Source organism: Pararhizobium sp. P1_E7 (genome assembly GCF_056405855.1).
This window is the reverse complement of record NZ_JBFUBH010000005.1, coordinates 192032-218199: the sequence shown is the minus strand read 5'-3', so window position 1 is coordinate 218199 and position 26168 is coordinate 192032. Positions and strand designations below refer to the sequence as shown.

Annotated in this window: 29 protein-coding genes; 18 read left to right on the top strand and 11 right to left on the bottom strand. The window is 60.3% G+C overall.

Annotated elements, in window-relative coordinates; genetic code table 11:
• Positions 1 to 10 precede the first annotated feature (10 nt).
• Positions 11 to 3403: a YhdP family protein gene (locus AC1D17_RS08340; protein WP_477564928.1), complete on the bottom strand. Its 3393-nt coding sequence runs from the start codon at positions 3401 to 3403 to the stop codon at positions 11 to 13.
• 362 nt (positions 3404 to 3765) lie between these two features.
• Here AC1D17_RS08340 and AC1D17_RS08335 point away from each other — a divergent pair, with 362 nt between their 5' ends.
• The 5 genes from AC1D17_RS08335 to AC1D17_RS08315 all read left to right on the top strand — a co-directional run bounded on the left by AC1D17_RS08335 (position 3766) and on the right by AC1D17_RS08315 (position 8681).
• Entirely contained in the window at positions 3766 to 4248 is a 483-nt protein-coding gene (locus AC1D17_RS08335) for a peroxiredoxin (protein WP_477564927.1), read from the top strand.
• Between the two features lie 2 nt (positions 4249 to 4250).
• A complete protein-coding gene (locus tag AC1D17_RS08330) occupies positions 4251 to 5078 on the top strand; it encodes a ferritin-like domain-containing protein (RefSeq protein ID WP_477564986.1) in 828 nt (275 codons plus the stop codon).
• 99 nt (positions 5079 to 5177) lie between these two features.
• The gene (locus tag AC1D17_RS08325) at positions 5178 to 6500 is read left to right on the top strand and encodes a peptidoglycan DD-metalloendopeptidase family protein (RefSeq protein WP_477564926.1); all 1323 of its coding nucleotides are present in this window, start codon (positions 5178 to 5180) and stop codon (positions 6498 to 6500) included.
• Between the two features lie 209 nt (positions 6501 to 6709).
• Complete coding sequence (locus AC1D17_RS08320; RefSeq protein ID WP_477564925.1) at positions 6710 to 8245, top strand: DEAD/DEAH box helicase; 1536 nt, start codon at positions 6710 to 6712, stop codon at positions 8243 to 8245.
• A 16-nt stretch (positions 8246 to 8261) separates the two neighbouring features.
• The gene (locus tag AC1D17_RS08315) at positions 8262 to 8681 is read left to right on the top strand and encodes an NUDIX domain-containing protein (protein WP_477564924.1); all 420 of its coding nucleotides are present in this window, start codon (positions 8262 to 8264) and stop codon (positions 8679 to 8681) included.
• Between the two features lie 262 nt (positions 8682 to 8943).
• On the opposite strand, the gene AC1D17_RS08310 is transcribed toward AC1D17_RS08315, so the two are convergent.
• From AC1D17_RS08310 to AC1D17_RS08280, 7 genes are read right to left on the bottom strand one after another with little or no spacing between them, the layout of a single operon-like run.
• Entirely contained in the window at positions 8944 to 9270 is a 327-nt protein-coding gene (locus AC1D17_RS08310; RefSeq protein WP_477564923.1) for a TfoX/Sxy family protein, read from the bottom strand.
• Between the two features lie 4 nt (positions 9271 to 9274).
• Positions 9275 to 10894, bottom strand: a complete 1620-nt coding sequence (locus tag AC1D17_RS08305) for an NTP transferase domain-containing protein (protein WP_477564922.1) — start codon at positions 10892 to 10894, stop codon at positions 9275 to 9277.
• On the bottom strand, positions 10891 to 11598 hold the full coding sequence (locus AC1D17_RS08300) for an XdhC family protein (protein ID WP_477564921.1): 708 nt from the start codon (positions 11596 to 11598) through the stop codon (positions 10891 to 10893). Before AC1D17_RS08300 ends, AC1D17_RS08305 begins: the two co-directional genes overlap by 4 nt.
• Before the next feature lie 5 nt (positions 11599 to 11603).
• On the bottom strand, positions 11604 to 11933 hold the full coding sequence (locus AC1D17_RS08295; RefSeq protein ID WP_477564920.1) for an XdhC family protein: 330 nt from the start codon (positions 11931 to 11933) through the stop codon (positions 11604 to 11606).
• A gap of 19 nt (positions 11934 to 11952) precedes the next feature.
• Positions 11953 to 13206, bottom strand: a complete 1254-nt coding sequence (locus tag AC1D17_RS08290) for a vWA domain-containing protein (protein WP_477564919.1) — start codon at positions 13204 to 13206, stop codon at positions 11953 to 11955.
• Between the two features lie 4 nt (positions 13207 to 13210).
• Positions 13211 to 14140, bottom strand: a complete 930-nt coding sequence (locus AC1D17_RS08285) for an AAA family ATPase (RefSeq protein WP_477564918.1) — start codon at positions 14138 to 14140, stop codon at positions 13211 to 13213.
• A 27-nt stretch (positions 14141 to 14167) separates the two neighbouring features.
• Positions 14168 to 14617, bottom strand: coding sequence for a flavin reductase family protein (locus AC1D17_RS08280; protein ID WP_477564985.1), 450 nt, complete (start codon positions 14615 to 14617; stop codon positions 14168 to 14170).
• A 362-nt stretch (positions 14618 to 14979) separates the two neighbouring features.
• Between AC1D17_RS08280 and AC1D17_RS08275 the strand changes: the two genes are divergently transcribed.
• The 7 genes from AC1D17_RS08275 to AC1D17_RS08245 all read left to right on the top strand — a co-directional run bounded on the left by AC1D17_RS08275 (position 14980) and on the right by AC1D17_RS08245 (position 21119).
• Positions 14980 to 16068: a branched-chain amino acid ABC transporter substrate-binding protein gene (locus tag AC1D17_RS08275; RefSeq protein ID WP_477564917.1), complete on the top strand. Its 1089-nt coding sequence runs from the start codon at positions 14980 to 14982 to the stop codon at positions 16066 to 16068.
• A complete protein-coding gene (locus tag AC1D17_RS08270; protein ID WP_477564916.1) occupies positions 16065 to 17072 on the top strand; it encodes a P1 family peptidase in 1008 nt (335 codons plus the stop codon). Before AC1D17_RS08275 ends, AC1D17_RS08270 begins: the two co-directional genes overlap by 4 nt.
• Positions 17073 to 17158: 86 nt before the next feature.
• Positions 17159 to 17836 carry a ribulose-phosphate 3-epimerase gene (gene rpe / locus AC1D17_RS08265; RefSeq protein WP_264218681.1) on the top strand — a complete coding sequence of 226 codons (678 nt, stop codon included), beginning with the start codon at positions 17159 to 17161 and terminating at the stop codon, positions 17834 to 17836.
• On the top strand, positions 17833 to 18570 hold the full coding sequence (locus AC1D17_RS08260) for a DUF2259 domain-containing protein (protein WP_477564915.1): 738 nt from the start codon (positions 17833 to 17835) through the stop codon (positions 18568 to 18570). Before rpe ends, AC1D17_RS08260 begins: the two co-directional genes overlap by 4 nt.
• The gene (locus tag AC1D17_RS08255) at positions 18567 to 19124 is read left to right on the top strand and encodes a hypothetical protein (protein WP_477564914.1); all 558 of its coding nucleotides are present in this window, start codon (positions 18567 to 18569) and stop codon (positions 19122 to 19124) included. Before AC1D17_RS08260 ends, AC1D17_RS08255 begins: the two co-directional genes overlap by 4 nt.
• A 221-nt stretch (positions 19125 to 19345) precedes the next feature.
• Positions 19346 to 20647, top strand: coding sequence for an adenylosuccinate lyase (gene purB / locus AC1D17_RS08250; RefSeq protein ID WP_264218678.1), 1302 nt, complete (start codon positions 19346 to 19348; stop codon positions 20645 to 20647).
• 166 nt (positions 20648 to 20813) lie between these two features.
• Positions 20814 to 21119, top strand: a complete 306-nt coding sequence (locus AC1D17_RS08245) for a PilZ domain-containing protein (protein WP_477564913.1) — start codon at positions 20814 to 20816, stop codon at positions 21117 to 21119.
• Between the two features lie 82 nt (positions 21120 to 21201).
• Here the strand turns inward: AC1D17_RS08245 and AC1D17_RS08240 are convergent, their stop codons facing one another.
• The gene (locus AC1D17_RS08240; protein WP_477564912.1) at positions 21202 to 22008 is read right to left on the bottom strand and encodes a DUF2189 domain-containing protein; all 807 of its coding nucleotides are present in this window, start codon (positions 22006 to 22008) and stop codon (positions 21202 to 21204) included.
• A 34-nt stretch (positions 22009 to 22042) separates the two neighbouring features.
• A complete protein-coding gene (locus AC1D17_RS08235; RefSeq protein WP_477564911.1) occupies positions 22043 to 22195 on the bottom strand; it encodes a hypothetical protein in 153 nt (50 codons plus the stop codon).
• A gap of 38 nt (positions 22196 to 22233) precedes the next feature.
• Between AC1D17_RS08235 and AC1D17_RS08230 the strand changes: the two genes are divergently transcribed.
• A complete protein-coding gene (locus tag AC1D17_RS08230; protein ID WP_477564910.1) occupies positions 22234 to 22788 on the top strand; it encodes an RBBP9/YdeN family alpha/beta hydrolase in 555 nt (184 codons plus the stop codon).
• A gap of 153 nt (positions 22789 to 22941) precedes the next feature.
• Here the strand turns inward: AC1D17_RS08230 and AC1D17_RS08225 are convergent, their stop codons facing one another.
• Positions 22942 to 23256: a DUF1476 domain-containing protein gene (locus tag AC1D17_RS08225; RefSeq protein ID WP_477564909.1), complete on the bottom strand. Its 315-nt coding sequence runs from the start codon at positions 23254 to 23256 to the stop codon at positions 22942 to 22944.
• Between the two features lie 246 nt (positions 23257 to 23502).
• On the opposite strand from AC1D17_RS08225, the gene purC reads away from it, so the two are divergent.
• The 5 genes from purC to AC1D17_RS08200 all read left to right on the top strand — a co-directional run bounded on the left by purC (position 23503) and on the right by AC1D17_RS08200 (position 26029).
• Positions 23503 to 24267: a phosphoribosylaminoimidazolesuccinocarboxamide synthase gene (purC, locus tag AC1D17_RS08220; RefSeq protein ID WP_060640884.1), complete on the top strand. Its 765-nt coding sequence runs from the start codon at positions 23503 to 23505 to the stop codon at positions 24265 to 24267.
• A 15-nt stretch (positions 24268 to 24282) separates the two neighbouring features.
• Positions 24283 to 24525 carry a phosphoribosylformylglycinamidine synthase subunit PurS gene (gene purS / locus AC1D17_RS08215; RefSeq protein ID WP_062580759.1) on the top strand — a complete coding sequence of 81 codons (243 nt, stop codon included), beginning with the start codon at positions 24283 to 24285 and terminating at the stop codon, positions 24523 to 24525.
• A gap of 19 nt (positions 24526 to 24544) precedes the next feature.
• Positions 24545 to 24802 (top strand): hypothetical protein, encoded by a 258-nt coding sequence (locus tag AC1D17_RS08210; protein ID WP_264218671.1) that lies wholly within the window; start codon positions 24545 to 24547, stop codon positions 24800 to 24802.
• Positions 24799 to 25470, top strand: a complete 672-nt coding sequence (purQ, locus tag AC1D17_RS08205) for a phosphoribosylformylglycinamidine synthase subunit PurQ (protein WP_477564908.1) — start codon at positions 24799 to 24801, stop codon at positions 25468 to 25470. Before AC1D17_RS08210 ends, purQ begins: the two co-directional genes overlap by 4 nt.
• 151 nt (positions 25471 to 25621) lie before the next feature.
• A complete protein-coding gene (locus AC1D17_RS08200) occupies positions 25622 to 26029 on the top strand; it encodes a hypothetical protein (protein ID WP_477564907.1) in 408 nt (135 codons plus the stop codon).
• The last annotated feature ends 139 nt before the right edge of the window (positions 26030 to 26168 follow it).

The window sequence follows — 26168 nt, the reverse complement described above, 5'->3', positions numbered from 1 at the left end:
CGCCGGTTTTTTATTGGAATTCGAAGATACTGCGGAACACGCCGGGCGCGATGATCGACAACGGGTTGATTGTCAGGTTGGGCTTGGTAAACGGGCCCGTCAGCTTGAAGGTAATCCCGAGCAGACCGCGGTCGCGGCCGTTGCCGAGAAGAACGCCGATGATCGGCAGTTCGCCGAACAGACGGTTGAGGCCGTAGGCCGGCATGAACGTGCCGGTCATGTCCATATTGCCGTTCTGGTCGCGCACCGTTCCCTGGAATGTCGCACCGACATCGGTCCCGCGCACGACGCCGCTATCGACCGCGATCGATCCGTTGTCGAGCATCACGTTGGCGAAACCACGCTCGAAACGGGCCGAGCTGACATTGATGTCCTTTTTCACCGCCTGGTTCAGGCTTCGCCCATCGGCGCCCGTCGGCGTCGAAACGATCGATTGCAGCCTCTTCTCATCGACCAGCGAAAATTTGCGGATGTCGATACTTCCGCGCCAGGAACTGCCACCGCGATCGCGCAGTTTCAGATTGAGCAGGCCGCCGCGCATATTGCTGTAGAGATTGGCAAACCGCGCCAGCGAGCCGGCGTCACCGCTGGTCAATTCCAGCGTGTTGTCGGCGCCGTTTTTCGTCAATTTCGCAACCACGGCCTGACCGCTGTCGGTTACCGCCGACAGATCGACGGCGTCGATCTGCTTGCCGTTTGCCGCGTAGCTCAGATTGACATTGGACAATGTCTCGGAGTGGAAACCGGTGACCTGCTGGAGGTTTGCATCGATGGCGATCCGCTTGCCATCTCCATCATTGTCGCCTGATCCGTTGCGCAGGCTTTCGATCACCGGCCGCATATCGGCCGACGTGCCATTGACGCTGACGGCAAAGCCGCTCTTCTGGCGCTTGATATTGACGGCATAATTATCGCCCTTGGAGAGCTGCACCGAGGCAAACTCACCCGAATTCAAACCCGACTTGTCGAGCACAAGTGCCCCCTTGGCGCCGAAACCGTCGCCATTCAGCTTCAGATCATCGATCTGTGTGACGCCATCGGTGGTGGATGCCGAAAAGGTCGCCTTGGCGCTGATTCCTGCGCCCTTTGACCAGCCGATCCATGGGAGCGAAAGCGACGCATTGCTAAGATCAGCCGAAACCTTGTGCTGGTCGTTGTCATTGATCAGGATATCCAGCCCGACAGGTCCGCTGATGATGCCGGCAAGCCCGGGGGCGAGCTTGGCAAGCTCGCCGTCATTGAGTGTTCCGGAAATCTCCCGCTTGCGTACAACCGTGCTGGCTGTTCCGACGGGCTCAACGAGGGAAATATCCATCTCTCCGCCGTCGATATCGGCCTTGGCCTCCAGGACTGCCTGTGTTGGATCGATCCGCATTGTCCCCTTGATGTTGGAGATATCACGGCCGGCAAAAGGTTTGTTGACGGTCACGCCGTTCAACAGCATCTGTGCCTGCCATTGCGGCGGCGGTGGTTTCTGGGCGGTGACCAGCCCGAACCGCGCGCCGACCTCGGCCGTCATCTCGCCGGAAAAATCCTCCGGCTTGAAGGGGGTGCGCTGCAGCGCAAGGATTGGCCTGTAGCTGACAAGCTCGGCGATTGCGTCCGCCTGCCCGCCCACATCGAGTCTCATTTCGGCGATCAGCGGCTTTTCGTAGGTATTGGGGATGACGAAGTCACCGCCGTTCACCGTGGCAGAGCGTCCGGACGGGAAATAGGCCGTGCCGCGTTCGATCGCCACATCGAGGCGCTGGCCGTTCAGCTTGAACGCGCCGGCAGCATCGCGCAATGGCGGGATGTCACCGGCCAGGTTAACCCGCGTATCGGCGATGTTGAATTGAACGCTCAATTCGTCGGCATTCAGATCGATGGGACCGACGGTGCGCGTGATGCGTCCCATCGGCAGGAAGACTTCGATTTTGCCATCCGTTACCGTGCCGCCGAAGATATTGTTGATCACCCAGCGCCGCGCCGTCTTGCCGACCCACCAGGGCCAGAGCTGTTTCACGGCGGCGGACTGTATCTTGTCGGTCAAAAGGGCAAAGCTGATCTGCGGCGAGGTTTCCCCAAAGGTCATCGACAGCGACCCGGCGGCCGTGCCCAGCCCGCTGGCGACCGTCAGCTCGTCGAACACCAGTTGGTGGCTTTCCGAAAAAAAGCGCCCATGGGCCTTGGCGTCGAAAATCAGCGGCGCCTCGGACACGTCGACTGGCGACGAACTGGCGGCTTGCAGCAGAAGATCGACCGAAAAGCCCTTCTTGCCCGCAAACACCGCCGGATCAAGATCGGCTATCGCGCCGGTAAAGGGGAAGGTCGACCGGCCAACGCGCACCATCGACGGTAGAATTTCGATCCGGTTGCGGGCAAAATCATAGCTGACCTTGAGTTCGGAAGATTTGAGATCTGACGAAAACCCGCCCGCATCGAATACGCCGTCGTTGGAGCGGCCGTTCACTTGCAGCGTTGGCTTGATGTTGTCAGCCGCCCGCGTCGCCTTGATGGTCAGATCGGCGCTGCTCCTGATCCCGAATGCAAGTTCCGTCGCGGTCTGATTGCGATGCAGGAAGGCCGAGAGCGGCAATCCGGCGGCGGCACCGTTGAGGGTGGTGATACGTCCGTTCTGCCGGTCAGCGCGAAGATGCAATTGCGACGATTGTCCGTCGATTAAGAAGGCACCGTCGATCTGCATCGAGCCATCGGCTGTGCGCTGGAAATCCAGAGTTTCCAACACGACAGGGACGATGCGCTGGCGAGGACCGGCAAAGGACAATCGCAGGTCCGCGATGCGGACGGTTTCGGTATTGCTGCGGCCGATCAATTGCGAAATGCTGTCAATCTGGTCGAACACGACCTCCAGCCCTCCGGCAACGTCGGCGACGCGAATGGCGGTCAGATCGATCGGCTTGCCCTGCGGCAACAGTGACGGGTCGAGCGTCGCCCCCTCGGCCTCAAGCCGCGAAACGGCGATCCTGCCGGTCATCAAGGCCAACGGATTGAGTTCGATGAAGACGGAATCGGTACCGACCAGGCGCTTGTTGGAGGCATTTTCCACCAGCGTCACGTCCTGCGCCTTCAGTGCAAGCGCACCGTTCGAGGTCACGCGCAACACGGTGCTGCCGACCTCGGCATGATAGCCGCTGCCGATCGCCGCGTTGAGCGCTGCCTGTGCCCGCGCATTCAGTGGCCCGTCAAGAAACCCGCCTTCAATGGCCGCCACAAGCGCTGCGCCAAGGAGAAGGACAATCGAGACAATGACAGCGGTTGCGGTGAAGACGAGGTGGGCGATGCCGCGCTTGTTCGGAGCGTTAACGATACACGGATCATGGGCCTGCGCCGAAGGCAGGGAATGCAGAACAACAATGTCTTCCTTGCGAAACGATACTTTTTCGCCGCGGATTTCATTCATCAGCGCCGGCGACCTCCGGAAGTGTGAAACGAATCATGCGGTATTTTCCCATCTGCTGCGATTTCGCCTCGCGGCATCCAGCAGCGACACGCTCATGATACCACACCCACGTCATACGTGATTGATTTAACTCATGTTGTCGCCAAAAATCCAAGCGGTGCGACGAAGCATCCACGGGCGTTTGTATGTGTTGTACAGTAGTTAAAGAAAGACTGCGGGGCAAACGATGTCTACTGTTCCACCCATCTTCCCTGTGCGCGGCACATCGCTCTTTCCGCCCAGTGCTGGACTGGCCGGGTTCAGATTGGATATGGCTCTTGCGACAAACTTTGCGGCACATGCCCCAGAATAAAGGAATAACCATGGCGAACGTCACCGAAGGCATGATTGCACCGGATTTTACCCTGCCGCGCGACGGCGGCGGCATCGTCTCGCTGTCGGATTTCAAGGGAAAGTCCGTCGTGCTTTTCTTCTACCCGAAGGATGACACCAGCAGCTGCACCACCGAATCGATCGCCTTTAGTGGGCTTTTGAGTGAGTTTTCCGCTGCCGGCGCGGTGGTCATCGGCATGTCGCCCGATTCGGTGAAGCGACACGACAAGTTTGCCAAAAAATACGACCTTTCGGTCATTCTCGCCTCAAACGAGGATCTGACAGTCTTGAGTAGCTATGGGGTCTGGGTCGAAAAAAGCATGTATGGCCACAAGTATATGGGGGTCGAGCGGACAACTCTGCTCATCGGACCGGATGGCGTGATCCGGCGCATCTGGCCAAAGGTGAAGGTTGCCGGTCATGCCGAAGAGGTACTGGCCGCAACCAGAAACCTGACGGGCGGACCCGCGTGACCATGACAAGCCTTCCGGCCATCCACAGTCTTCGCGATGGGGCGGTTCGCGCAATTCGCGCGGCCGATCTCGATATCAAGACGCTGCTTGCCCAGGAAACGGCACGCCGTTGGACGGCACGAACCCTGTCGCTGCGCTCGCCGCTCGACACGCCGGTGCCTGATCGCCCAGGACGGCCGGAAAAGCCGGAACTCATTCCGCCAAGACAGATGCCGAAGCGGGCCCTGACGACCGACAAGGGCCGGATCGCGCTTTTGCACGCCATCGCCCATATCGAACTCAACGCCGTCGATCTGGCGCTCGACATCGTCGCCCGTTTTGCAACGGGGCCCGTTCCGAACTCGTTCTTCGATGGCTGGATGAAGGTGGCTTTCGAGGAAGCCAAGCATTTCCGCATGGTGCGCGACCGCCTGCGCCAGCTTGGTGCGGACTATGGCGACCTGCCCGCCCATGATGGCCTCTGGCAGGCAGCCCACGATACGCGCAACGATCTGACGGCACGGCTGGCGGTGGTGCCGCTGATTCTCGAAGCGCGCGGTCTCGACGTGACGCCTGCCCTGCAGGCGAAGATGCGTGAGGCCGGCGACCTTGAGAGCGCTGCCGTGCTCGACGTGATCTACGAGGACGAGAAAGGCCATGTCGCCGTCGGCGCCAAATGGTTCCGCTTTCTCTGCGCGCGCCAGAAGAAGGACCCGGCGGCGGCGTTCCAAGCCTTGGTCAGGGCCAATTTTCGTGGGCCCCTGAAAGCCCCGTTCAACGATATCGCCCGTGCCGAAGCTGGTCTGACGCCATCGTTTTATCGCTCGATGACAGCCTCTGTGAATACCTGACGGGCAACGTCAGCCCAGGCGCCGGCAAGGCTTTGTTAACCTTAACAGTATCTAATCAAACCCATCGGGACGGGCAGAATCGCACGCGTTGGGGGTGAGTTGGTGTCTACGGAAAGCCGGGTTTTCGGCAAGCGCGCACAAAAGCACATCATCATTCTGGCAAGCGGCGACAAGATTCGCCACATGACCTTTCAGCCCTGGATGGCAGCGCTATCGGCCTGTTTTGTTTCTGTTTTTTCGATTGGCTATCTTGCTGCAACCTCCTATCTGGTGTTGCGCGACGACCTGATCGGCGGCACGATGGCCCGCCAGGCGCGCATGCAGCACGAATATGAAGACCGGATCGCCGCGTTGCGCGCGCAGGTCGATCGCGTCACCAGCCGTCAGCTTCTTGATCAGCAAGTGGTCGAAGACAAGGTCGAAAAGCTGCTTCAGCAGCAAATGGCGTTGTCGTCGCGCCACGGCAAACTCGGCTCGCTGCTCGACCGCGCCGAAGAATCCGGCATTGAAGAAGAGGACGTTCAGCCGTCGCAGACAGTACCGCAGGCCACTGAAAAGCGCGCCGACGCCAGTGGCGGTCTCAAAGCCATCGAACGGTTGATGGGCATAGGCGGCAAGCAGCCGCAGCAGAAGATGGCGCTTGCCTATGCGCCGCAATCGGTTTCAACCGGACAGGAGGCCATGTCCGACCGGGCCGACCGGCTGTTTTCGAAGGTGACTTTGTCGTTGAAGGATATCGAGCAGGAGCAGAAAGCCCGTATCGAGAACCTGACGGCGGGTGCCTCGGAAGCCACCGACGCCATCATGACCATCCTTGCACGTACCGGCGTAAAGGTGGCCGCTGATGAAACGGTGGCCGCGGAAACTGCGGCCGTCACGGGAGATGACGATGCTATTGGCGGCCCGTTTGTCGAGCCTGAAACGACCGGGGCCTTCGACAGATCTCTGGTTGGGCTCGACACAGCACTTGCCCGGCTCGAAAGTGTTCGCAGCCAGGCCAGGAAGCTGCCGTTCAACAATCCGTCGCCGGCCAGCGACATTACCAGCAGCTTCGGCAACCGCCTCGATCCGTTCCTTGGCCGGCTGGCGCTGCATGCCGGCATCGATTTTCGCGCACCGACCGGAACGCGGATCCTGGCGACAGCACCCGGCACCGTGATCACCGCCAGCAGGACTGGCGGCTATGGCAACATGGTCGAAATCGATCATGGCAATGGCATCACCACCCGCTACGCTCACCTGTCGGCCATTCTGGTCAATGTCGGCGACAAGATCGTCACAGGCGAGGCTATTGCCCGCTCTGGCAGCACCGGCCGTTCCACCGGACCGCACCTGCATTACGAAGTCCGCCTGAACGGCGAGGCGGTCGATCCGATGCGGTTCCTGACGGCAGGCATCAAGCTCAGCCACTACATCAACTGAACTTGGCAGACATGGCAGGGCTCTTGGCCCGGCAGGTGCGGATTGCCGCTATCCTGTTGCCGGCAGTCTATTATTGACTCTTTCTCCTATCAAACCTCCGGTTTTCTTGACTTTGTTTGCCTATGGTACTATGAGCCCCAGCGACGGCAGTTAATGTATGCGCCGATTGACCAGAGTTCGACCGAACCGGAACGGAAACAGATTTCCCTTTGACCACTTTTTCAGACCTTGGCCTGAGCCAAAAAGTTCTTTCCGCAGTGACTGACGCGGGTTACTCCATTCCGACACCGATCCAGGCAGGCGCCATTCCGCCAGCCCTGCAGCGGCGTGATATTCTGGGCATCGCCCAGACGGGAACCGGCAAGACCGCATCCTTCGTGCTGCCGATGCTGACGCTGCTGGAAAAGGGCCGCGCCCGCGCCCGCATGCCGCGCACGCTCATCCTCGAGCCGACGCGCGAACTGGCAGCCCAGGTCGCCGAGAACTTTGAAAAATACGGCAAGAATCACAAGCTCAACATCGCGCTTCTCATCGGAGGCGTCTCCTTCGATGAGCAGGACCGCAAGCTTGAGCGCGGCGCCGACGTGCTGATCTGCACCCCCGGCCGCCTGCTTGACCATTGCGAACGCGGCAAGCTTCTGATGACCGGTGTTGAAATTCTCGTCATCGACGAAGCCGACCGCATGCTCGACATGGGCTTCATCCCCGATATCGAACGCATCGCCAAGCTCATTCCCTTCACACGCCAGACCCTGTTTTTCTCGGCCACCATGCCGCCGGAAATCCAGAAGCTCGCCGACCGGTTCCTGCAGAACCCGGAACGAGTCGAAGTGTCTGTCCGCTCTTCCACGGCAACGACCGTGACGCAGCGCCTGGTTGCCACCCACAGCAAGGATTACGAGAAGCGTGCCGTCCTGCGCGATCTGATCCAGAAGCAGGAAGAGCTGAAGAACGCGATCATCTTCTGCAACCGCAAGCTCGATGTCGCCGATCTCTACCGCTCGCTCAGCCGCCACGGTTTTTCCGTCGGCGCCTTGCATGGCGATATGGACCAGAGCTCGCGCACCAAGATGCTTGCGAGCTTCAAGGATGGCCAGATCCAGCTGCTCGTCGCTTCCGACGTCGCAGCCCGTGGTCTCGATATTCCGGATGTGAGCCATGTGTTCAACTTCGATGTGCCGATCCACGCGGAAGACTATGTCCACCGCATCGGCCGCACCGGCCGTGCCGGCCGCTCAGGAGCAGCCTTCACGCTGGTTTCCAAGCGCGATACGAAATTTGCCGATGCCATCGAAAAGCTGATCGACAAGAAAATCGAATGGCTGAACGGCGACCTCTCCGCCCTGCCCGCACCGATGGAAAGCCACGATAGTGGCAAGTCCGAGCGCGGCGGCCGTGACGGCAAGCGCGGTGGCCGGCGCAACGAGAGGGATCGTGATCACGCTCCCCGTCCGGTCCACAGTCACAAATCGGACATCAAATCAGACGATAGTCCGGCAGTCGCAGCAGCCCCCCCCGAACCGGTAGTAGCAAAGGCAGAACCTGTGAGATCAGAACGCAAGGCAGAAACGAAACCGCAGAACGCCGGCCGACACAGCAACCGCCCTGCTCCTCAGCCGTATCCTGCCAATGACGACAACCGCGATCGCCGCAATCGCTATCGCCGCGACCAGGACGACGGCCCGACGCCGGTCGGCTTCGGCGACGATATCCCTGCCTTCATGCTGATTGCCGGCAAGGCCTGAGCCTTCAGGCATTTGCATGGCGTATCCAGGCATTGATTTCCCCGGTGTGGGATCTGGGCTTGCCGTCTTGAATGACGGCAAGCTTTTGCTTTGCAAGCGCTTGAAAGCGCCGGAAGCGGGCCACTGGAGCATTGTCGGCGGCAAGGTCGACCATATGGAACCGGCAGCCGACGCCGCCCGCCGCGAGGCGGAAGAAGAGAGCGGCCTGACGATCCATTCCGCCCGTTTTCTTTGCCTCAGCGAACAGCGGATCGAAACCGACCGGCAGCACTGGATCTCGCTGATCTACCTGACGGAGGATTTCTCCGGCGAAGTCAGGTTGATGGAACCCGACAAACTCTCCGCAATCGGCTGGTATTCCCTCGACGACCTGCCGCAGCCGCTCTCGCTGTTTGCACAGGATGCGGTGAAGGCGCTTAGAGCGCTTCATCTTTAGACGGAAGCATTCTGCCGGAAGGAATTTCGGCCAGGACCAAGGCGGTTGGCGAAGAGCGCAGCAGAAGCTGCGGTCGAGACGGCCGCCGCCGGTCATGGCCGAAATTCATCCGGCCCTTCGGGTTGGCTGAAAACGGCCGTCCACTGTGTCGGATGGCTTGACCGATGGGTCGGCATCGCTCTGCGCCATCCTTCGCGTGGAACGGCCGTTTTGAGCCAACAGAATCGCTTCCGTTTAAAGATGAAGCGCTCTGGGGCGCTGGCTATTTCTTAGAGCCCTGTACCCGCAAGGCGGCCTCATAGGCAAGCCGCACCCAGACGGCCATTTCATCCGGATCGTCAAAAGCTTCTTCCGGAATGGACCAATAGGGCATCTTCACCGGCTTTCCCTTGCCGTCATAGGCCCACTGCGAACTGCCGGCCGCCTCGAATGCCGCGGCACTTTCTGTGTCGGCCTTGAGCAGGATGTCGCCGCCGACCTCCAGCGCCAGAATACGGCCCTCGAAATAGATGCCCTTGCCGCCAAACATACGTTTGACCATCACCGGGCCGAGGGCTGAAAACATCTCCTCGATTGCCGCATTGTCCATTGAGTCAGCCTTTCAATATGCCGCCGGCGGCGATGATCGCCTCCGGTGTGTCGAGATCAAGATGCGCAGCCGGCCCGATATCGACGTCGACCACCGGCAACCCGCATGTTTCGATGATATGGCGCGCGCCGACATCGCCCTCCAATTGCCGGATAGCTTCGAATGTCGATCGCGGCAGGATAACCGGATTGCCGCGTTTGCCAGCGGACACGGCGCGAACGATAACCTGGCCTTGCCTGGCCTTGAAGGCCGAAATCAGCGCGGCAAGATTCTGCGCTGAAACCCATGGCATGTCCGCCAGCATCACCAGCACGCCATCGGCATCAGCGCCTGCAGCGTTCACCCCGGCAATCAACGACGAGGCCATGCCGCTTGCGTAATCGGCGTTTTCGATCGCGGCAACATCAAGTCCGGCAAGGGCTGCGCGGATTTCTGCCTGCCGGTGACCGGTGACTGCAACAACACGCTGAACTCCCGCGCCGAGCGCTGCCTGCGCACTGCGGCGCACGAGCGGCACACCATCAAATTCCGCCAGCAGTTTGTGCTGCCCTTTTTCGCCCATGCGCGAGGCCCTGCCCGCAGCAAGCAGGACAGCGGCGACGGAAATCTCCTTCGGTTGCGCACTGGTCAGCGCGCGCGGCAATGGCCGCGTCGGTATTTCCATCAGAAGCCCCCCGACGCCCAAACCGGTGACGTCCTCGACGGTCGGCCATTCGCCGGCTAATATCCTGTTCAAAATCCAGTCGAAGCCGTTTTCCTTCGGGCTTCGGGCGCATCCCGGTGCTCCGATCACCGGGATATCGCCGATCCGGCCCAACACGAGCAAATTACCGGGATCGACCGGCATGCCGACATGGTCGACGGTTCCGCCGGCAAGCCGGATGGCGGCCGGAATGACATCATCGGTGTCGGCGACCGCAGAAGCGCCGAAGACGATGACCATTTCAATTCGGTCCATGCCCTGGGAAATTGCGGCCGCGACCGCTTCGGCAGTGTGCGGCACGCGTTGCTCTCCTTCCAGGGTGCTGGACGACAGCCGCAATCGCCCCTCGAGACTATGGCGCGTCTTGTCCATCACGCTGGATTTCAGCGATGGCAGCGTGGTTGCGACCAACAGGACGCGGCGCGCGGCAAACGGCTTGACGCTGAAGGCGTGCTGCGCCCGAAGAAGCGCTGCGGCCTCATCGACCAACCGTCCTGCAACGGCAAGCGGTATGATCTTGATCGTCGCCACCATGTCGCCGGATCGCACCGGCACATGATCGGCAAGACAGGCCAGGGTAATTGCAGGGTCGATGCGGTTGAGGCGATCAACGATGGAGCGGCTGGCGACGAACAGTCCGTCGACTGCCGCATGGATATTGATACGCCCGGTAGACGCTTGAGAAAACGTCAGGTGGTCGCGATCGATCGCGTCGGCAATCCGCGATGCGGCCGCGTCCTCCAGCAGATCATCCGTTTCCAGTTGGGCGACGATCACTTCGCTGACGCCTGCAGCCTGCAGTGCGGAAATATCGGATGACGAAAGCAGATGCCCTTTTAGCAGGCGCCCGCCGGGCAGTTTTGCCGAATGGGCAAGAACGGTCCCCTCCGCCTCACCGATGCCGACCGGGCCGAATTTCATTCCGCACCTCTCCGGCCAGCGGTCACATCGCGGGTACGCAGCGTCCGGATGATATCGGCGAGAATTGCGACGGCAATTTCTGCGGGACTGGAAGCGCGGATGTCGAGACCGATCGGCGCATGGATGCGGGCTATGCCGGTTTCATTAACGCCGAGCTTTGTCAGCCGCTCGACACGGCCGGCATGGGTCTTGCGGCTCCCCAGCGCTCCGACATAGAAACAGCCGGCCTCAAGCGCCTTCATCAACGGGAAGTCGTCGATCTTCGGATCATGTGTGACGGCCACAAGCGCGGTATATGCATCCAGCGGTGCGCCCATAAGCGCATCTTCAGGCCATTCGGCCAGGAGTTTTGTCCCGCCAAACCGCTCCGGTGTCGCAAAGGCGCTGCGCGGATCGATGATCGTCAGGTCGAACCCGGCAATCTCAACCATGCCTGCAAGCGCCTGGGAAATATGGACCGCACCGATGGCAACGATCCGGGGTGGCGGCAGATAGACATTGACGAAAACTGTACGCCCGCCGATCTCGGCGATGCCGGATTTGCCCGTGAGCAATGCGGATTCGACGACGGGTGCAACAGCCGGGTCGAAGGCTTCGCCTTCCAGGAAAAGCCGCGCCGCGCCGGTGTCGAGTTCGGTGATGGTAACCGTTGCGCGCCGCGCTTCCCGCGCCGCGTTGAGCCTGTGCAGGTGATCGAGCAACATCGCGCCTACCCCAGCCGTTCGACATAGATGCGGATGCGGCCGCCGCACGACAGGCCGACCCGCCAGGCGGTCTCGTCGGCAACGCCGAACTCGAGAATTCGTGCCGTGCCAGACGCGATCACTTCGGCCGCTTCGGCGATGACGGCACCTTCAACACAGCCGCCGGAAACCGAACCGTGAAAATTGCCGTCGCTGTCAATGACCAGATGGCTGCCGACAGGCCGCGGCGCCGAGCCCCAGGTCTCGATGACGGTTGCGATGGCGACGCCACGCCCATCGACACGCCATTCTCCGGCAACCGACAACGGATCGGGATAAAGAGGCTGGCCCAGCATATGCTCTCCTCCTGTCACGCTATCGCCGCGGCATGAAGCGGCGGGGATCGGCATCCCGTGATATTTTGCCTGCAAGCGCCTCGGCCAGATCGGACACTGCCTCAAGATTATGCACCGCACGGAATTCGTCAACATGCGGCAGCATGGCGCGAACGCCCCGCGCCCGCGCCTGGAAGCCATCGAACCGCAACAGCGGGTTGAGCCAGATCAGCCGCCGGCAGGAACGGTGCAGCCGATCCATCTCCTTGCCCAAATCGCCGATATCGTCACGCTCCAGCCCGTCGGTGATCAAAAGCACGATGGCGCCCTGCCCCAGCACCCGGCGCGACCATAAACGGTTGAATTCATGAAGGGTTTCACCAATCCGCGTGCCGCCGGACCAGTCGCTGACGGCGTTGATACAGTCATCCATCGCCTCGTCGGGGTCGCGGTTCTTCATCTGACGGGTCACATTGCTGAGCCGCGTTCCGAACAGGAACGTATGGACCCGGCGGCGCTTTTCGGTCAGCACATGCAGGAAATGCAGGAAAATGCGGGTGTACTGGCTCATCGAGCCGGAAATGTCGGCCAAAACCACCAGCGGCGGATGCGTGGTCTTGGCTTCGCGAAACCGCGGCAGGATGAGATCGCCGCCGGTCTTCATCGCGTCGCGCATGGTCGCGCGCGGATCGATGCGGCGCGGCCGGTGCGAGGCGCGAAATCGGCGCGTCCTCACTTCATCCATCGGCAGAACCAGCGCCGACAAAGCCTTCTTTGCCTCGGCAATCTCGGCGGCCGACATCTGGGCAAAATCCGCCCTGCGCAGCAACTCGCTGCCTGAAGCGGTAAACCGCGCATCGATCTCGATATCCGGTTCATCGCGCACCGGCCGTTGCGCATCGCGATCGGCAAACAGGGCGTCGCTGACGCGGGTTTCGCCTGCGCGGCGGGGCGCCTTCTCGCCAGATGCGGGCGCCACCGGCGACATCATTGCGATCATCTTGCCGATGAGGTCGCGGGATCGCCAGAAAAGCCGGAATGCCTCGTCAAAGAGCGCCTGGTCCTCATGGCGCTTGACGAAGATCGATTGCAGCGTCGCATAAAATTCGTCGCGGGAACCGATGCCGATCAGCGCCACGGCTTCGATCGCATCGGCGACCGCCCCCGGTCCGATCTTCAAGCCTGCCTTGCGCAGGGCACGGGCAAAGAAGACGATGTTGTCGGCAAACCGCCCATCGCCCTCAGGCAATGGCGGTAGAATGGCGCCGTCGCTCGTCCGGACAGCCGTTGCCATCAGATTACCCCGCCGCCAGAAGTTCGGCCTTGACGTCATCGAGGATTTTGCGGCCGTCGCCACCCTCGATCCGCGCAATGTCATCCTGGTATTTCAGCAGCGTGCCCAGCGTATCCGAAATGGTTTCCGGATCGAGCGCCAAGCGATCGAGTTCGGTCAAAGCCGTTGCCCAGTCGATGGTTTCGGCAACGCCCGGATTCTTGAACAGATCGATCGTTCTGAGCCGCTGGACATAACCGACGATTTCCCGCGACAGGCGCTCGTTGCAGCCCGGCACCTTGCGGCGGATGATTTCCAGTTCCTGTGCCGCCTTGGGGTAATCGACCCAGTGATAGAGACAGCGGCGCTTCAACGCATCGTGCACTTCCCGGGTACGATTGGTGGTGATGATGACAATCGGCGGCTCCTGTGCCCGGATCGTCCCAAGTTCCGGAATAGTCACCTGGAAATCGGACAGAACCTCGAGCAGGAAAGCCTCGAACGCCTCGTCGGTACGATCAAGCTCGTCGATCAGGAAGACCGGCGCCTTGCCGGCCTCAGCCGAGATCGCCTGCAGCACGGGGCGGCGGATCAGGTATTTTTCCGAAAAGATGTTGCTTTCGATCGTCTGGCGATCGGCTGTCCCGGACGCTTCCGACAGCCGGATTTCCAGCATCTGCGCCGGATAGTTCCATTCGTAGACAGCCGAGGAAATATCGAGCCCCTCGTAGCACTGCAGCCGGATCAACGGCCGGTCGAGTGCCTTTGCCAAAACCTTGGCGATCTCGGTCTTGCCGACGCCCGCCTCGCCTTCGAGAAACAGCGGGCGTTTCATTCGAAGCGACAGGAAGAGCACCGTCGAAAGCGCGGTTCCGGCGAGGTAGTCACCGGATTCCAGCATTTCCATCGTCTCGGCAATGGAGGCAGGCAATGCGCCGTTTTCGTATGTCGTCATGTGTTTCCCCGGCTCCCTTGGAGAAATCTATAGCGTGCGGTAATCCCGGTCCAGATAGACGAGCGCCGGTTTTTGCTGGCCAAGCGTCACGGCAACAACCTGGCCAAACAGCACAATATGGGTTGCCACCGTCTTGATATCGATCAGCCGGCAATCAAACGCGGCCACGGCTTCGCCAAGGATCGGCGCGCCCGTTTCCAGTTCACCCCAGGTGCCATGGGAAAATCGCTCTGACGGATCGATATTGTTCCTGCCCGAAAAGATATGGGCGAGATCCATCTGCTCGGCGCCGAGCAAATTGAGCGCAAAACTGCCGCTTTTGGCAAAGATATCGTTGCGTGGGTTCGCGCCGTTGAGGCAAACCAGGAGCGTTGCCGGATCGTCGGACACCGAGCAGGCAGCCGTGATCGTCACACCGCGCCGCACCCCCTCATGCGCCGCCGTGACGATATGCACATGACCGGCCAGCCGGCTCATGGCATCACGGTAGGTCAGCGGGTCCAGTTGGGTCTTGTCCAACACGGCAGTCTCCAGATCGGTGTTCGTCTTGTACCAAGTCTCGATGATAGAGACCCATAGGACAGGCTCGATCGGGTTTTCTGGCTAGGAGAGGTCCGCGGTGCGATGCACATGCATCGGTCAAGGACATCATCCTATAGGCCTCTATCATCGAGACTTGGTATTAACACATAGACATTGCGACGAAATATAAAACCCGTCGGCTGGTTTTTCTTCCTCATTTACGGCAATTGCCGTCCACCCGGCGAAGGTTCCGATCTTTTCCTTTGACCCTTGCCGCCACATCTTTAAAACATGGGCATTCTCAACTGGATAAGCGCATGTTTCGTTCGATTGTCGCCAGCCTTGTTCTTGCCGGATCGGTTCAGGCCGCTCCCGCTCTGGCTGCGGGCCTGAAGATCGCCGTCGTGGCACCGGTGGAGGGACCCTTTGCGCTGCTTGGACAACAGATGCTGGATGGCGCCCGGTTCCAGGCGGATGATCGCGGCTCGGAAATCATTTCTATCCCCGAAACCTGCGAGCCGAAGGATGCGGAGGCCCTGACGAAAGCGCTGCTGGCCAGCGGCGCGGAGGCAGCGATCGGCTTCCTGTGTACCGAAAGCCTGGAGGCAACGCTGCCGGCGCTTGCCGACGCCGGTGTTCCGGCCCTGACGCTGAGCGTGCGCTCCGATATCCTGATGGAAGACGCGCTGAAAAAGAAATGGCCGTTCTTCCGGCTGGTGCCGAGCGCCAAGGCCGAAGCGGCCAAGGTGACGGAAATCATTCTGTCGCGCTGGAAAAACGAACCGCTGGGCCTGATCGAGGACGGTACGATCCACGGGCGCGAACTGGCGGAAAGCGTGCGTAGCGCGCTGGCCGAAATCGGCCTGACGCCGACCTTTTCCGATACCTATCGCCCCGCCCAGGAACAGCAGGTCAGCCTTGTCCGCCGGCTGGCCAAGAGTGGTGCGACGCATGTGTTTACCGGTGGCGACCGGGCTGATACCGCCATTATCGCGCGCGACGCGGCATCCGAACAGGTGGCACTGACGCTGATGGGTGGTGAGGTGCTGGATGCGGCAAACCAGCCGGTTCCCCTGGCAAATGGCGTTCTGGCCGTGTCCCTGCCCGATTATGCCACCTTGCCGGACGCCAAGGTGACCGTGGATGCCATGACGGCGGCAAAAGTGTTGGCCGAGGGTTATGTGCTGCCCGCATTTGCAGCCGTCACGCTGCTGGAGCAGGCGAAGGATCAGGCCGGTAAGGACAATGGCACCTTGGCGGATGCTCTCGCCAAAGGACCCTATCAGACGGCCATCGGCTCCATCCGGTTCAACGCCAATCACGAACTGGCAGAAAACCCCTATCGCCTTTTGCAATGGCAATACGACCGGTTCGTCGCCGCTCCGGCGGTTTCGGGAAGCCAGTGATGCGCGCCGGGATGCGTAACTCGATCACCGATGTCGGCGGTCTTAAGGTCGGCAATGCCGAGGACCACCGTCTGAAATCCGGCGTTTCCGTCGTCGTCTGCGATCAACCGGCCGTCGCCGCCGTACAGGTGCTCGGCGGCGCTCCCGGAACGCGGGAAACCGATCTGCTCGAGCCACACAATACGGTGCAGACCGTTGACGCCATTGTTCTGTCGGGCGGCTCGGCCTTCGGGCTGGATGCCGCGTCCGGCGCCCAGGCCGCCCTGCGCCAGATGGGACGCGGCTTTCCCGTCGGCAACCTGCATATCCCGATCGTTCCGGCAGCCATCCTCTTCGATCTGATCAATGGCGGCGATAAGGATTGGGGGCTCTACCCGCCCTATCGTGAACTTGGGTATGCGGCCGTTGAGGCCGCGGCGCTGGAATTTTCGACGGGCACAGCGGGAGCCGGCACCGGTGCCCTGACGGCCACGTTCAAGGGCGGGCTCGGCACCGCCTCGACGATCCTCGACAACGGCATCACCGTCGGCGCACTGGTCGCGGTCAACGCGCTGGGATCGGCAACCGTCGCCGACACCAGGCATTTCTGGTCGGCGCCGTTCGAGGAGAAAGCAGAATTCGGCGGCCTCGGCATGCCGCATCCGTTCCCGAAGGACGCGCGCGATCTCAGGATCAAGTTCCGCGGCAGGCAAAGCCAAGCGCAAAACACCACGATTGCCGTCATCGCCACCGATGCAGTGCTGACAAAAGCCGAGGCAAAACGTCTGGCAATCGCCGCCCATGACGGCTTTTCGCGGGCGCTCTGGCCCTCCCATACGCCGCTTGACGGCGACCTGGTTTTCGCGCTTGCGACCGGAACGGCCAAGAAAACCATATCCGTCGAGGATTTCATCGATCTTGGCGCTGCGGCGGCATCCACAATGGCCCGCGCGATCGCCCGCGGCGTCCACGATGCGACGCCGGCGGAAAACGATCTTCTTCCGGTTTGGGCGGTGCAAACCTAAGCTCCGTGTGATGCCGAAGCAGCGACATGTGTTGTTTGCTGGGAAAAGCGGTGCTATTGGCCGCAAAACAGTTGGAGCCCCACATCATGCCCCTGCCTATCCGCATCGCCCCTTCAATCCTCGCAGCCGATTATGCCAACCTTGGACAGGAAGTGCGCGACGTCGTTGCCGCCGGTGCCGACTGGATCCACCTCGACATCATGGACGGCCATTTCGTCCCGAACATCTCGTTCGGCCCCGATGTGATCAAGTCGCTACGTCCGCATACGAAAGCCTATTTCGACTGCCATCTGATGATCGCGCCGGCCGACCCCTATCTCGAAGCCTTTGCGAAAGCCGGCTGCGACAGCATCACCGTGCATGCGGAAGCAGGTCCCCATCTCGATCGCTCGGTGCAGGCGATCAAGGCGCTGGGCAAGAAGGCCGGCGTCTCGATCAATCCGGCAACGCCCGAAAGCGTTCTCGACTATCTGCTCGACAAGATCGACCTCGTTCTGGTGATGACCGTCAATCCCGGTTTTGGCGGCCAGAAATTCATCCCCGCGATGGAAGAAAAGATCCGCCGAATCAGGGCAATGATCGGTGACCGGCCGATCGACCTCCAGGTGGACGGCGGCATCGCGCTGGATACGATCGCCCTTCCGGCCTCGGCCGGTGCCAATGTCTTCGTCGCGGGCTCGGCAATCTTCAGCGGCGGTCATGTTGACGCCTATCGCAAAACCATCGACACTCTGCGCAGCAACGCTGAAGGAGGCCGCAGGTGAGATTTTTGGGCGGGTTTGCGGCTGGCCTGCTTGCTTCGGCGCTTTTCGCCCCTGCAGCCAGCGCCGGTGACATCGCGTCCTTCCAGCCTATCGGCTTTTCGGCAGATGGCGGCGTTTTCGCCTTCGAGGAATACGGCGTTCAGGATGGCTCCGGCTTTCCTTACTCGAACATCTTCTTCATCGACACCCGCAAGGATGCGTTCTTGCCCGGCACGCCGATCCGGCTGCGCATCGACGAAGAAAATACCAGCCTCGCTGAGGTGCGGGCACGAGCAGCGGCAAAAGCCGCACCGCTTGTGCAAAAATTCGATCTGGGCGCAAACCCCGGCCTGATGGCAGCCTTCAATCCGGTCACCGAAACGGAAAGCGCCGCCCATCGCCTGACATACCGGCAATATGCCGTCGAACCGCCAGTCGGTGGAGATTTCACGCTGGCGCTCGATGAGTTCCCCCTTGCGCCGTCCGCGCAATGCAAGGATGTCGCGCCCCAGTCGACCGGGTTTCGCCTGGCATTTCAAATCGAAGACGGAAAAGCGTCGGATCGCGTGCTTCACGCCGACACGACCATTCCCGATAGCCGCAAATGCCCGACCGGTTATCGTATCGGCGGTGCCATGGTGTATCACCCGGTACAGGGCGAGCCGGTGCATGTGGCCCTCGTCCAGGTGTTGAGTTTCGGTTTCGAAGGCCGCGACGGCCGCTGGATCGCCGTTCCGGCCCCCGCGACGCCATGAGCGGCCCTGACCATGCCGGGACAAACGAGCCGCCGGGTCTGACGCAAAAAGCGGTGCGACGGCTGTGTGCGGCTCTGCCGAGCCTGTGGGAAATTCTGCTTGGTGCACCATTGTGGGGTGCGATGATGGCCATCTCTGCACTCGCGGCGCTCTATCTGCGCAACGGCGCCGAGACCTACCATCTGCGCAGCATTCTCGTCCTGTTTTTCTGCGGTGGCGTGGTTTCCTGGCCATGCGCGCTGCTGCTTGGCCGTTTCTGTGCGATCGGACGCGGCAGGGAGACAGGTTTTGCGGCATTCTTTCTGTGCCTGACCGTCTGCACGATCGCTGCAACGGCTTTCCTTTTCGCCCTCGAATACCGTGTTTTCTACACGCGCTGGCATGCGCCATTCGGCACCCGTATCTGGGTCTACCAGTTCAGCTTCACCTCGGTCAGCGCCGTCTATCAGTTCGTCGTGATGGGCATCCGCCTTTACCTGCCGCTTGGATTTGCCGCTCTCGCCCTGGCGAGCCTGTGGCTCACCTGCCGGATGCCGAATACCAAGTCTCGATGATAGAGACCTATAGGACAGGCTCGATCGGATTTTCTGGCTAGGAGAGGTCCGCGGAGCGATGCCCCAGCATCGCGCTGCGTACCGCGCCTAGCCATAGATCAGCCATGGACCATCCGATAGGCCTCTATCATCGAGACTTGGTATAAACAGCGCCGTTGAGATTGCCGCCTATCTTTGCTAGAGGCTCACCCAACTCCCACCGTGACGAAAGCTGAAAGCCCATGATCCCCCGTTACTCCCGGCCGGAAATGGTGGCCATCTGGTCGCCGGAAACCAAATTCCGCATCTGGTTCGAAATCGAGGCCTATGCCTGCGACGCATTGGCCGAGCTCGGCGTCATCCCTAAGGAAGCCGCCAAGACCATCTGGGAAAAGGGTGGGGCTGCGACCTTCGACGTCGCGCGTATCGATGAGATCGAAGCCGTCACCAAGCATGACGTCATCGCCTTCCTGACGCATCTGGCCGAATTCATCGGTCCCGACAGCCGGTTCGTCCACCAGGGCATGACCTCGTCCGACGTGCTCGACACGACGCTGAACATCCAGCTGGTGCGCGCCGCCGACCTGCTGCTTGCCGACATGGACCGCGTGCTCAGCGCGCTGAAAACCCGTGCCTTCGAACACAAGGATACGGTCCGCATCGGCCGCAGCCACGGCATTCATGCCGAGCCGACCACGATGGGCCTGACCTTTGCCCGTTTCTATGCCGAGATGAGCCGTAACCGCGACCGTCTCATCGCTGCACGCGCAGAAATCGCCACCGGCGCAATCTCTGGCGCCGTCGGCACTTTTGCCAATATCGACCCGCGCGTCGAGGAATACGTCTGCGAAAAACTGGGCCTCGCCGCCGAGCCGATCTCCACGCAGGTCATCCCGCGCGACCGTCATGCGATGTTCTTTGCAACGCTCGGCGTCATTGCGTCGTCGATCGAAAACGTTGCCATCGAAATCCGCCACATGCAGCGCACCGAGGTTCTGGAAGCGGAAGAATTCTTCTCGCCCGGCCAGAAGGGCTCGTCGGCCATGCCGCACAAGCGCAATCCGGTCCTGACCGAAAACCTGACCGGTCTTGCGCGGCTGGTGCGCATGTCCGTGGTACCTGCGCTGGAGAATGTCGCCCTCTGGCACGAGCGCGACATCAGCCATTCCAGCGTCGAGCGCGCCATCGGCCCCGATACGACGATCACGCTCGACTTTGCCCTCAACCGTCTGGCAGGCGTCGTCGAGAAGCTGGTGATCTACCCGGAAAACATGCTGAAGAACATGAATAAGTTCCGTGGTCTGGTGATGAGCCAGCGCGTGCTTCTGGCGCTTACGCAAGCAGGCGTTTCGCGTGAGGACAGCTACCGCCTCGTACAGCGCAATGCCATGAAGGTCTGGGAAAAAGGCGCCGATTTCCTCGAGGAATTGCTGGCTGACGCAGAAGTGCGCGCAGCACTTCCGGAAGCGGAAATCCGCGAGAAATTCGACCTTGGCTATCACACGAAGCATGTCGACACGATCTTCCGCCGCGTATTCGGCTGATCGATCTATGCGGGGAGCCTGATGGCTCTCCGCTTTTTTCGTCCCTCATCCCCACCGTGTGTCCGATTTCGACCCAGTTCGTTCGAATGTGAACGGTTTTCTCAAGCCTTTTATCAGCTCTTCAAAGGCAAACTATGGAGAGATGAAAGCAGGAGTTGGGTGGACCATGCCGTACCAGCAGACGATCGAACGCAAGACGATACGCACGACAACGAAATTCACCGGTGAGGTAACCTGCAAGGGCGGATCGAGCCGGGGCATCGTCAAGGACCTGTCAGAGGCCGGCATCTGCTTCCAGCTTTATTTCGATATCAATGCGAAAACCGGCCAGGAGGTCTCGATCCAGAGCAACGAGTTCGGCCATCTCACCGGTGTCGTGCAATGGTACCGCGGCGACAGGATCGGTATCCGTCTTGATGCGTCCTCCAATACGGCTGCACAAATCTCTTCCTATTACAAATACTTCCGCTAGGTCGCCGCACGTCATTGATGACGCGCATAGGACGCCCACAGACCTCTACGCACTTGCATGGCATTCCCGATTTATGCCGGTGTTATTTGGCTTCCGGCGCGACAATCAGCTTGCGGTAGAGATGCCAGGTCGCATGCCCAAGGATCGGCATGATGACGGCGAGACCGACGAAAACCGGGATCGAGCCGATGACCAGGCCGGCAGCGACGATCAGTCCCCACACGGCAACCGGAACCGGATTGGCAAGTGTCGCACGCACCGACGTCTCGACGGCGGCAACGGCGCCGACATCCCTGTCGAGCAGCAACGGGAACGACACGACCACGGTTGACAACACAATGGCCGCGAAGACGAAGCCGACGGCATTACCGACCAGGATCAGGTTCCATCCCTGTTCGGTTCCGATCACCTGCTGGTAGAGAGCTGAAAGCGATGTCGCCGGTACATCTCCAAACAGCTGCGTGTAAAGCGACTGCGCCACAAGCAGCCAGACGACGAAAAGAACGAGCAGCATGAAAGCCAAAGCGAGGATCGACGGCAGTGCCGGGGAGCGGCGGACATCGAAGGCATGCCGCCAGGACGTGTCCATGCCGATCTCCCTGCGCCGGCTGATTTCGTAGAGGCCGATGGCCGCGACCGGTCCGAGCAAGGCGAAACCGGACGCCAACGGGTAAAGCAGAGGCAGCATGTTGACGCCCGAACTCCAGGTGGCGAGAACGACGCCGGCAATGGGATAGATCAAGCAGAGAAAGACATAGTGCGACGGCTTGGCGTTGAAATCCTGCCAGCCGAGACGCAGCGCATCGAAGACGTCGGCGACGCCGATCCTGCGAATTTCCGGGTGTGCAATTTCGGTGCCGGATCCTGCCATTACATGAAATGTTGTCATGACCAATTCTCCTCCAGGAACACACGTCGTCACGTCATTCGAGAACAATCAGTATTTCAAGTTTCGAGTGGATTGCGGTATCCTTGACCCGCAATCCCATGCTCTCGATATCGGCGTACATAGCGCCATGGGCGTCGTGTTCAAGCGCCCGTGCGTCCAGCATATACCAGATTTGCACGCCGTACACTTGACTTCCGTCCTCCCCGGCCACAAATCGCGGTTATCATGAAAGCATCAGAAGCAGATATCCTGATCGTACCCGGCTATACCAATTCCGGGCCGGACCATTGGCAAACCCGGTGGCAGAACAAGCTTGCCACGGCGCGGCGCGTCGAACAGGCGGAATGGGCAAAGCCCGTACGCGAAGATTGGGTCAAGCGGATGATCGACGATGTCAATGCGTCGACCAAGCCGGTTGTCATCGTCGCGCACTCGCTCGGCGTGGCAACGGCGCTTCATGCGCTGCCGCATATCGAAAAGAAGATCGCCGGCGCCTTTCTGGTTGCGCCGCCGGAAGTGACCAATCCGAAGATTCGCCCAAAACACCTGATGACCTTCGGTCCCTACCCGCGCGAACCGTTGCCTTTCCCCAGTCTCGTCGTGGCAAGCCGCAACGACCCCTTCGGCACCTATGAACATGCCGGCGATATTGCCAACGCCTGGGGCTCGCTGCTTGTCGATGCGGGTGAATCCGGACATATCAACAGTGAATCCGGGCATGGCCCGTGGCCGGAAGGTACGATGGTCTTTGCCCAGTTTCTCAACCGGCTTAAGCCCTGATCTTGCGGTGAAAAGGCTGCTTCATCCGTTCCGGCAGCTGGCGCCCGCCGGAAACACCCATCGCGGCCATGCACAAAATGGTCCGGCGCGGCCGCAGGGCATAAAAAAACCGTCCGAAAACTCGGACGGTTCAAAATAGCATATAGACAGATATCAGCCGTTCTCGATCTGTGTGACGGCTTCGGACAGGAGTTCGAGCATCTTCCGGCGAATCTCCTCGTCTGTGAGGGTGATACCGGCTGCGTCGAAGTCGGCGCGTAGCTTGCGCACGACATCCTCATGGCCCGCTTCTTCAAAATCGGCGGCGACAACATCGCCTGCATAGGCTGCCGGGTCGCTTTTGCCCAGAAGGCCGGCAGCCCAAAGCCCCAGAAGCTTGTTGCGGCGCGCCTCAGCCTTGAACTTCAGCTCTTGATCAAGAGCAAACTTCGATTCGAACGCCTTTTCGCGATCCTGCATATTGGTCATCCTCGATCTCCCAAAAAAACGCTTTGCGTTTGGCTTTTTGCCCATAAACCAAAAGGTCAGCGAAAGTGCAATGCGAAGTTTTCCGGCGCGGCGACTTTCGTGTTACCCTGCACCTCATTCGGGCGACCTAATTCAGGGGATCGGACCAGACGCCGATTGTGAAATGGTTTCATTTCAGTTATGGACCGCCTTAGAAAATACCACGTGCGCAGCCCAAGAGCGCCGACAAAGATAGAGACACCATTCATGAACCGTCGCCGCCGTATCTACGAGGGCAAGGCCAAGATCCTTTACGAAGGTCCTGAGCCTGGCACTCTGATCCAGTTCTTCAAAGATGACGCTACTGCCTTCAACGCAAAGAAGCACGAGATCATCGACGGCAAGGGTGTGCTCAACAACCGGATCTCGGAATATATCTTCACGCATCTGAACCGCATCGGCATTCCCACGCATTTCATCCGCCGCCTCAACATGCGCGAGCAGCTGATCAAGGAGGTGGAAATCATTCCGCTTGAGATCGTCGTGCGCAATGTGGCGGCCGGCTCGCTCGCCAAGCGCCTCGGCATCGAGGAAGGCGTGGTTCTGCCGCGCTCGATCATCGAATTCTACTACAAGGCCGATGCACTCGACGACCCGATGGTCTCCGAGGAGCATATCACCGCGTTCGGCTGGGCAAGCCCGCAGGAACTCGATGACATCATGGCGCTCGCCATCCGCATCAACGACTTCCTCACCGGCCTGTTTCTCGGCGTCGGCATCCAGCTCGTCGATTTCAAGATCGAATGCGGCCGCCTGTTTGAAGGCGACATGATGCGCATCATCCTGGCCGACGAGATTTCGCCGGACAGCTGCCGTCTGTGGGACGTCGAGACCAAGGAAAAGATGGACAAGGACCGGTTCCGCCGCGACATGGGAGGCCTTGTCGAGGCTTACCAGGAAGTGGCCCGCCGCCTTGGCATCATGAACGAGAACGAACCGCCCCGCGGCTCCGGCCCGGTTCTGGTAAAATAAGCAGGAAAGACGACAGTGATCAACGCACGCGTAACAGTGACGCTGAAAAACGGCGTTCTCGACCCTCAGGGCAAGGCAATCGAGGGCGCTCTTGGCGCTCTCGGCTTCGACGGCATCGGCCATGTCCGCCAGGGCAAGGTCTTCGATCTCCAGATCGAAACCGCCGACAAGGCAAAGGCTGAAGCGGAAGTAAAGGCCATGTGTGAGAAACTACTGGCCAATACCGTGATTGAGAATTACACTATCTCACTCGCCTAAGGGTTGAATGAGGTGTGCAGTGACCGATGTGTCCAACGAACTGATGTATGAGCTGCTAAAGCGTATCCAGAGCGATGTTTCTGGCCTCAAGGAAGGCCAGAAGGATTTGCGACAGGACATGCTCAGCATGAGGAATCAGTTTCACCTGCTTCAGGGTGACTTTAACAGCATGCGCGGTTCAATCGGACACATCGAGAACCGCCTCGACCGTATCGAAAACCGCCTCGAATTGCGCGAGCTTGCCGAGGCTCAATCCAGGTTTGAACCGCACCCATGAAATCCGCCGTCGTTCAGCTTCCAGGCCTCAACCGTGACCGCGATATGATCGCAGCACTGACCAATATCTCCGGCAAGGCGCCGGTGACCATCTGGCAGACCGAAACGGACATCCCCGATGTCGATCTGATCGTCATCCCCGGCGGGTTCTCCTATGGTGACTACCTGCGCTGCGGCGCGATCGCTGCGCGCATGCCGGTGATGCAGGCGATCAAGGCGAAGGCCGAAGCCGGCGTCAAGGTACTTGGCGTCTGCAACGGCTTCCAGATCCTGGTCGAAGCAGGCCTTTTGCCGGGCGCGCTGATGCGCAACGCCTCGCTGAAGTTCGTCTGCAAGGAAATCAAGCTCGAAGTCGTCAATGCCAACACCGACTTCAGCCGCGCTTACGAACAGGGCCAGATCATCCGCTGCCCCGTCGCCCATCACGATGGCAATTATTTTGCCGATACCGAAACGCTCCAGTCCATCGAGGACAACGGCCAGGTGGTCTTCCGCTACGCTGCAGGAACCAATCCGAACGGTTCGGTCAATGATATCGCCGGTATCGTCAATGCCAGGGGCAACGTCCTTGGCATGATGCCGCATCCGGAAAACCTGATTGAAGCCGCTCATGGCGGCTCGGATGGACGCGGACTGTTCGCGTCTGCGCTCGACGTAATCGCCGCTTAACATTCGGCCTGCTAGAAGGCACCCCATAGCGCCGTGCGTCATTCGTGACGCACGGCGCTATAATATCTAAAATTTGCCCGCATGATTTTTTTCTTAAATCGATCCTGATGTAAGGAATTGTGCAGCAGAGATCGAATCACAAGGGGCTTTCATGCGCGCCGCAGCTTTCATCCGTTTCATTACTACTGCCGGGTCCGTTGCCCTTCTCGGACTTGTTGCCGGTTGCCAGACGGCAGCTCCGCCGGCGCCGGCGCACAACACAGCGGCGCTGCCCACCATGGAGCGGGTCGCCCTTGGCGCCAATGCCTGCTGGTTCAAGTCCGGTGATGCGGCCTTCAAGGCCTATCGCCTCGCGCCGGAACTGAATTCCTTCTCCGGGCGTCCGCGCATCCTGATCGTCAAGCGCAATTCACCCGAATCGCGACCTCTCGCCGTGGTTCAGGCAGAAGGACACCCTGCCCGGCTGCAGGCTTTCGGCCCGCTTTTCAGTGATACTGTCGGGACGAGGATGACCACGGATATCAAGCGCTGGGCTGCCGGCGGTACGGCTTGCCGCTGAGCGGCAGCCGGAACGAACCGCAATCGCGCACAGCCTGCGAATTCTGGCCGCTTTTCTTTTTGGGTATTTTGCCGGACAATCAACCGGCGAAACTTTCGTTGATTCCACGCAACCCAAGAGAGTATTTTCCGGACCCGTC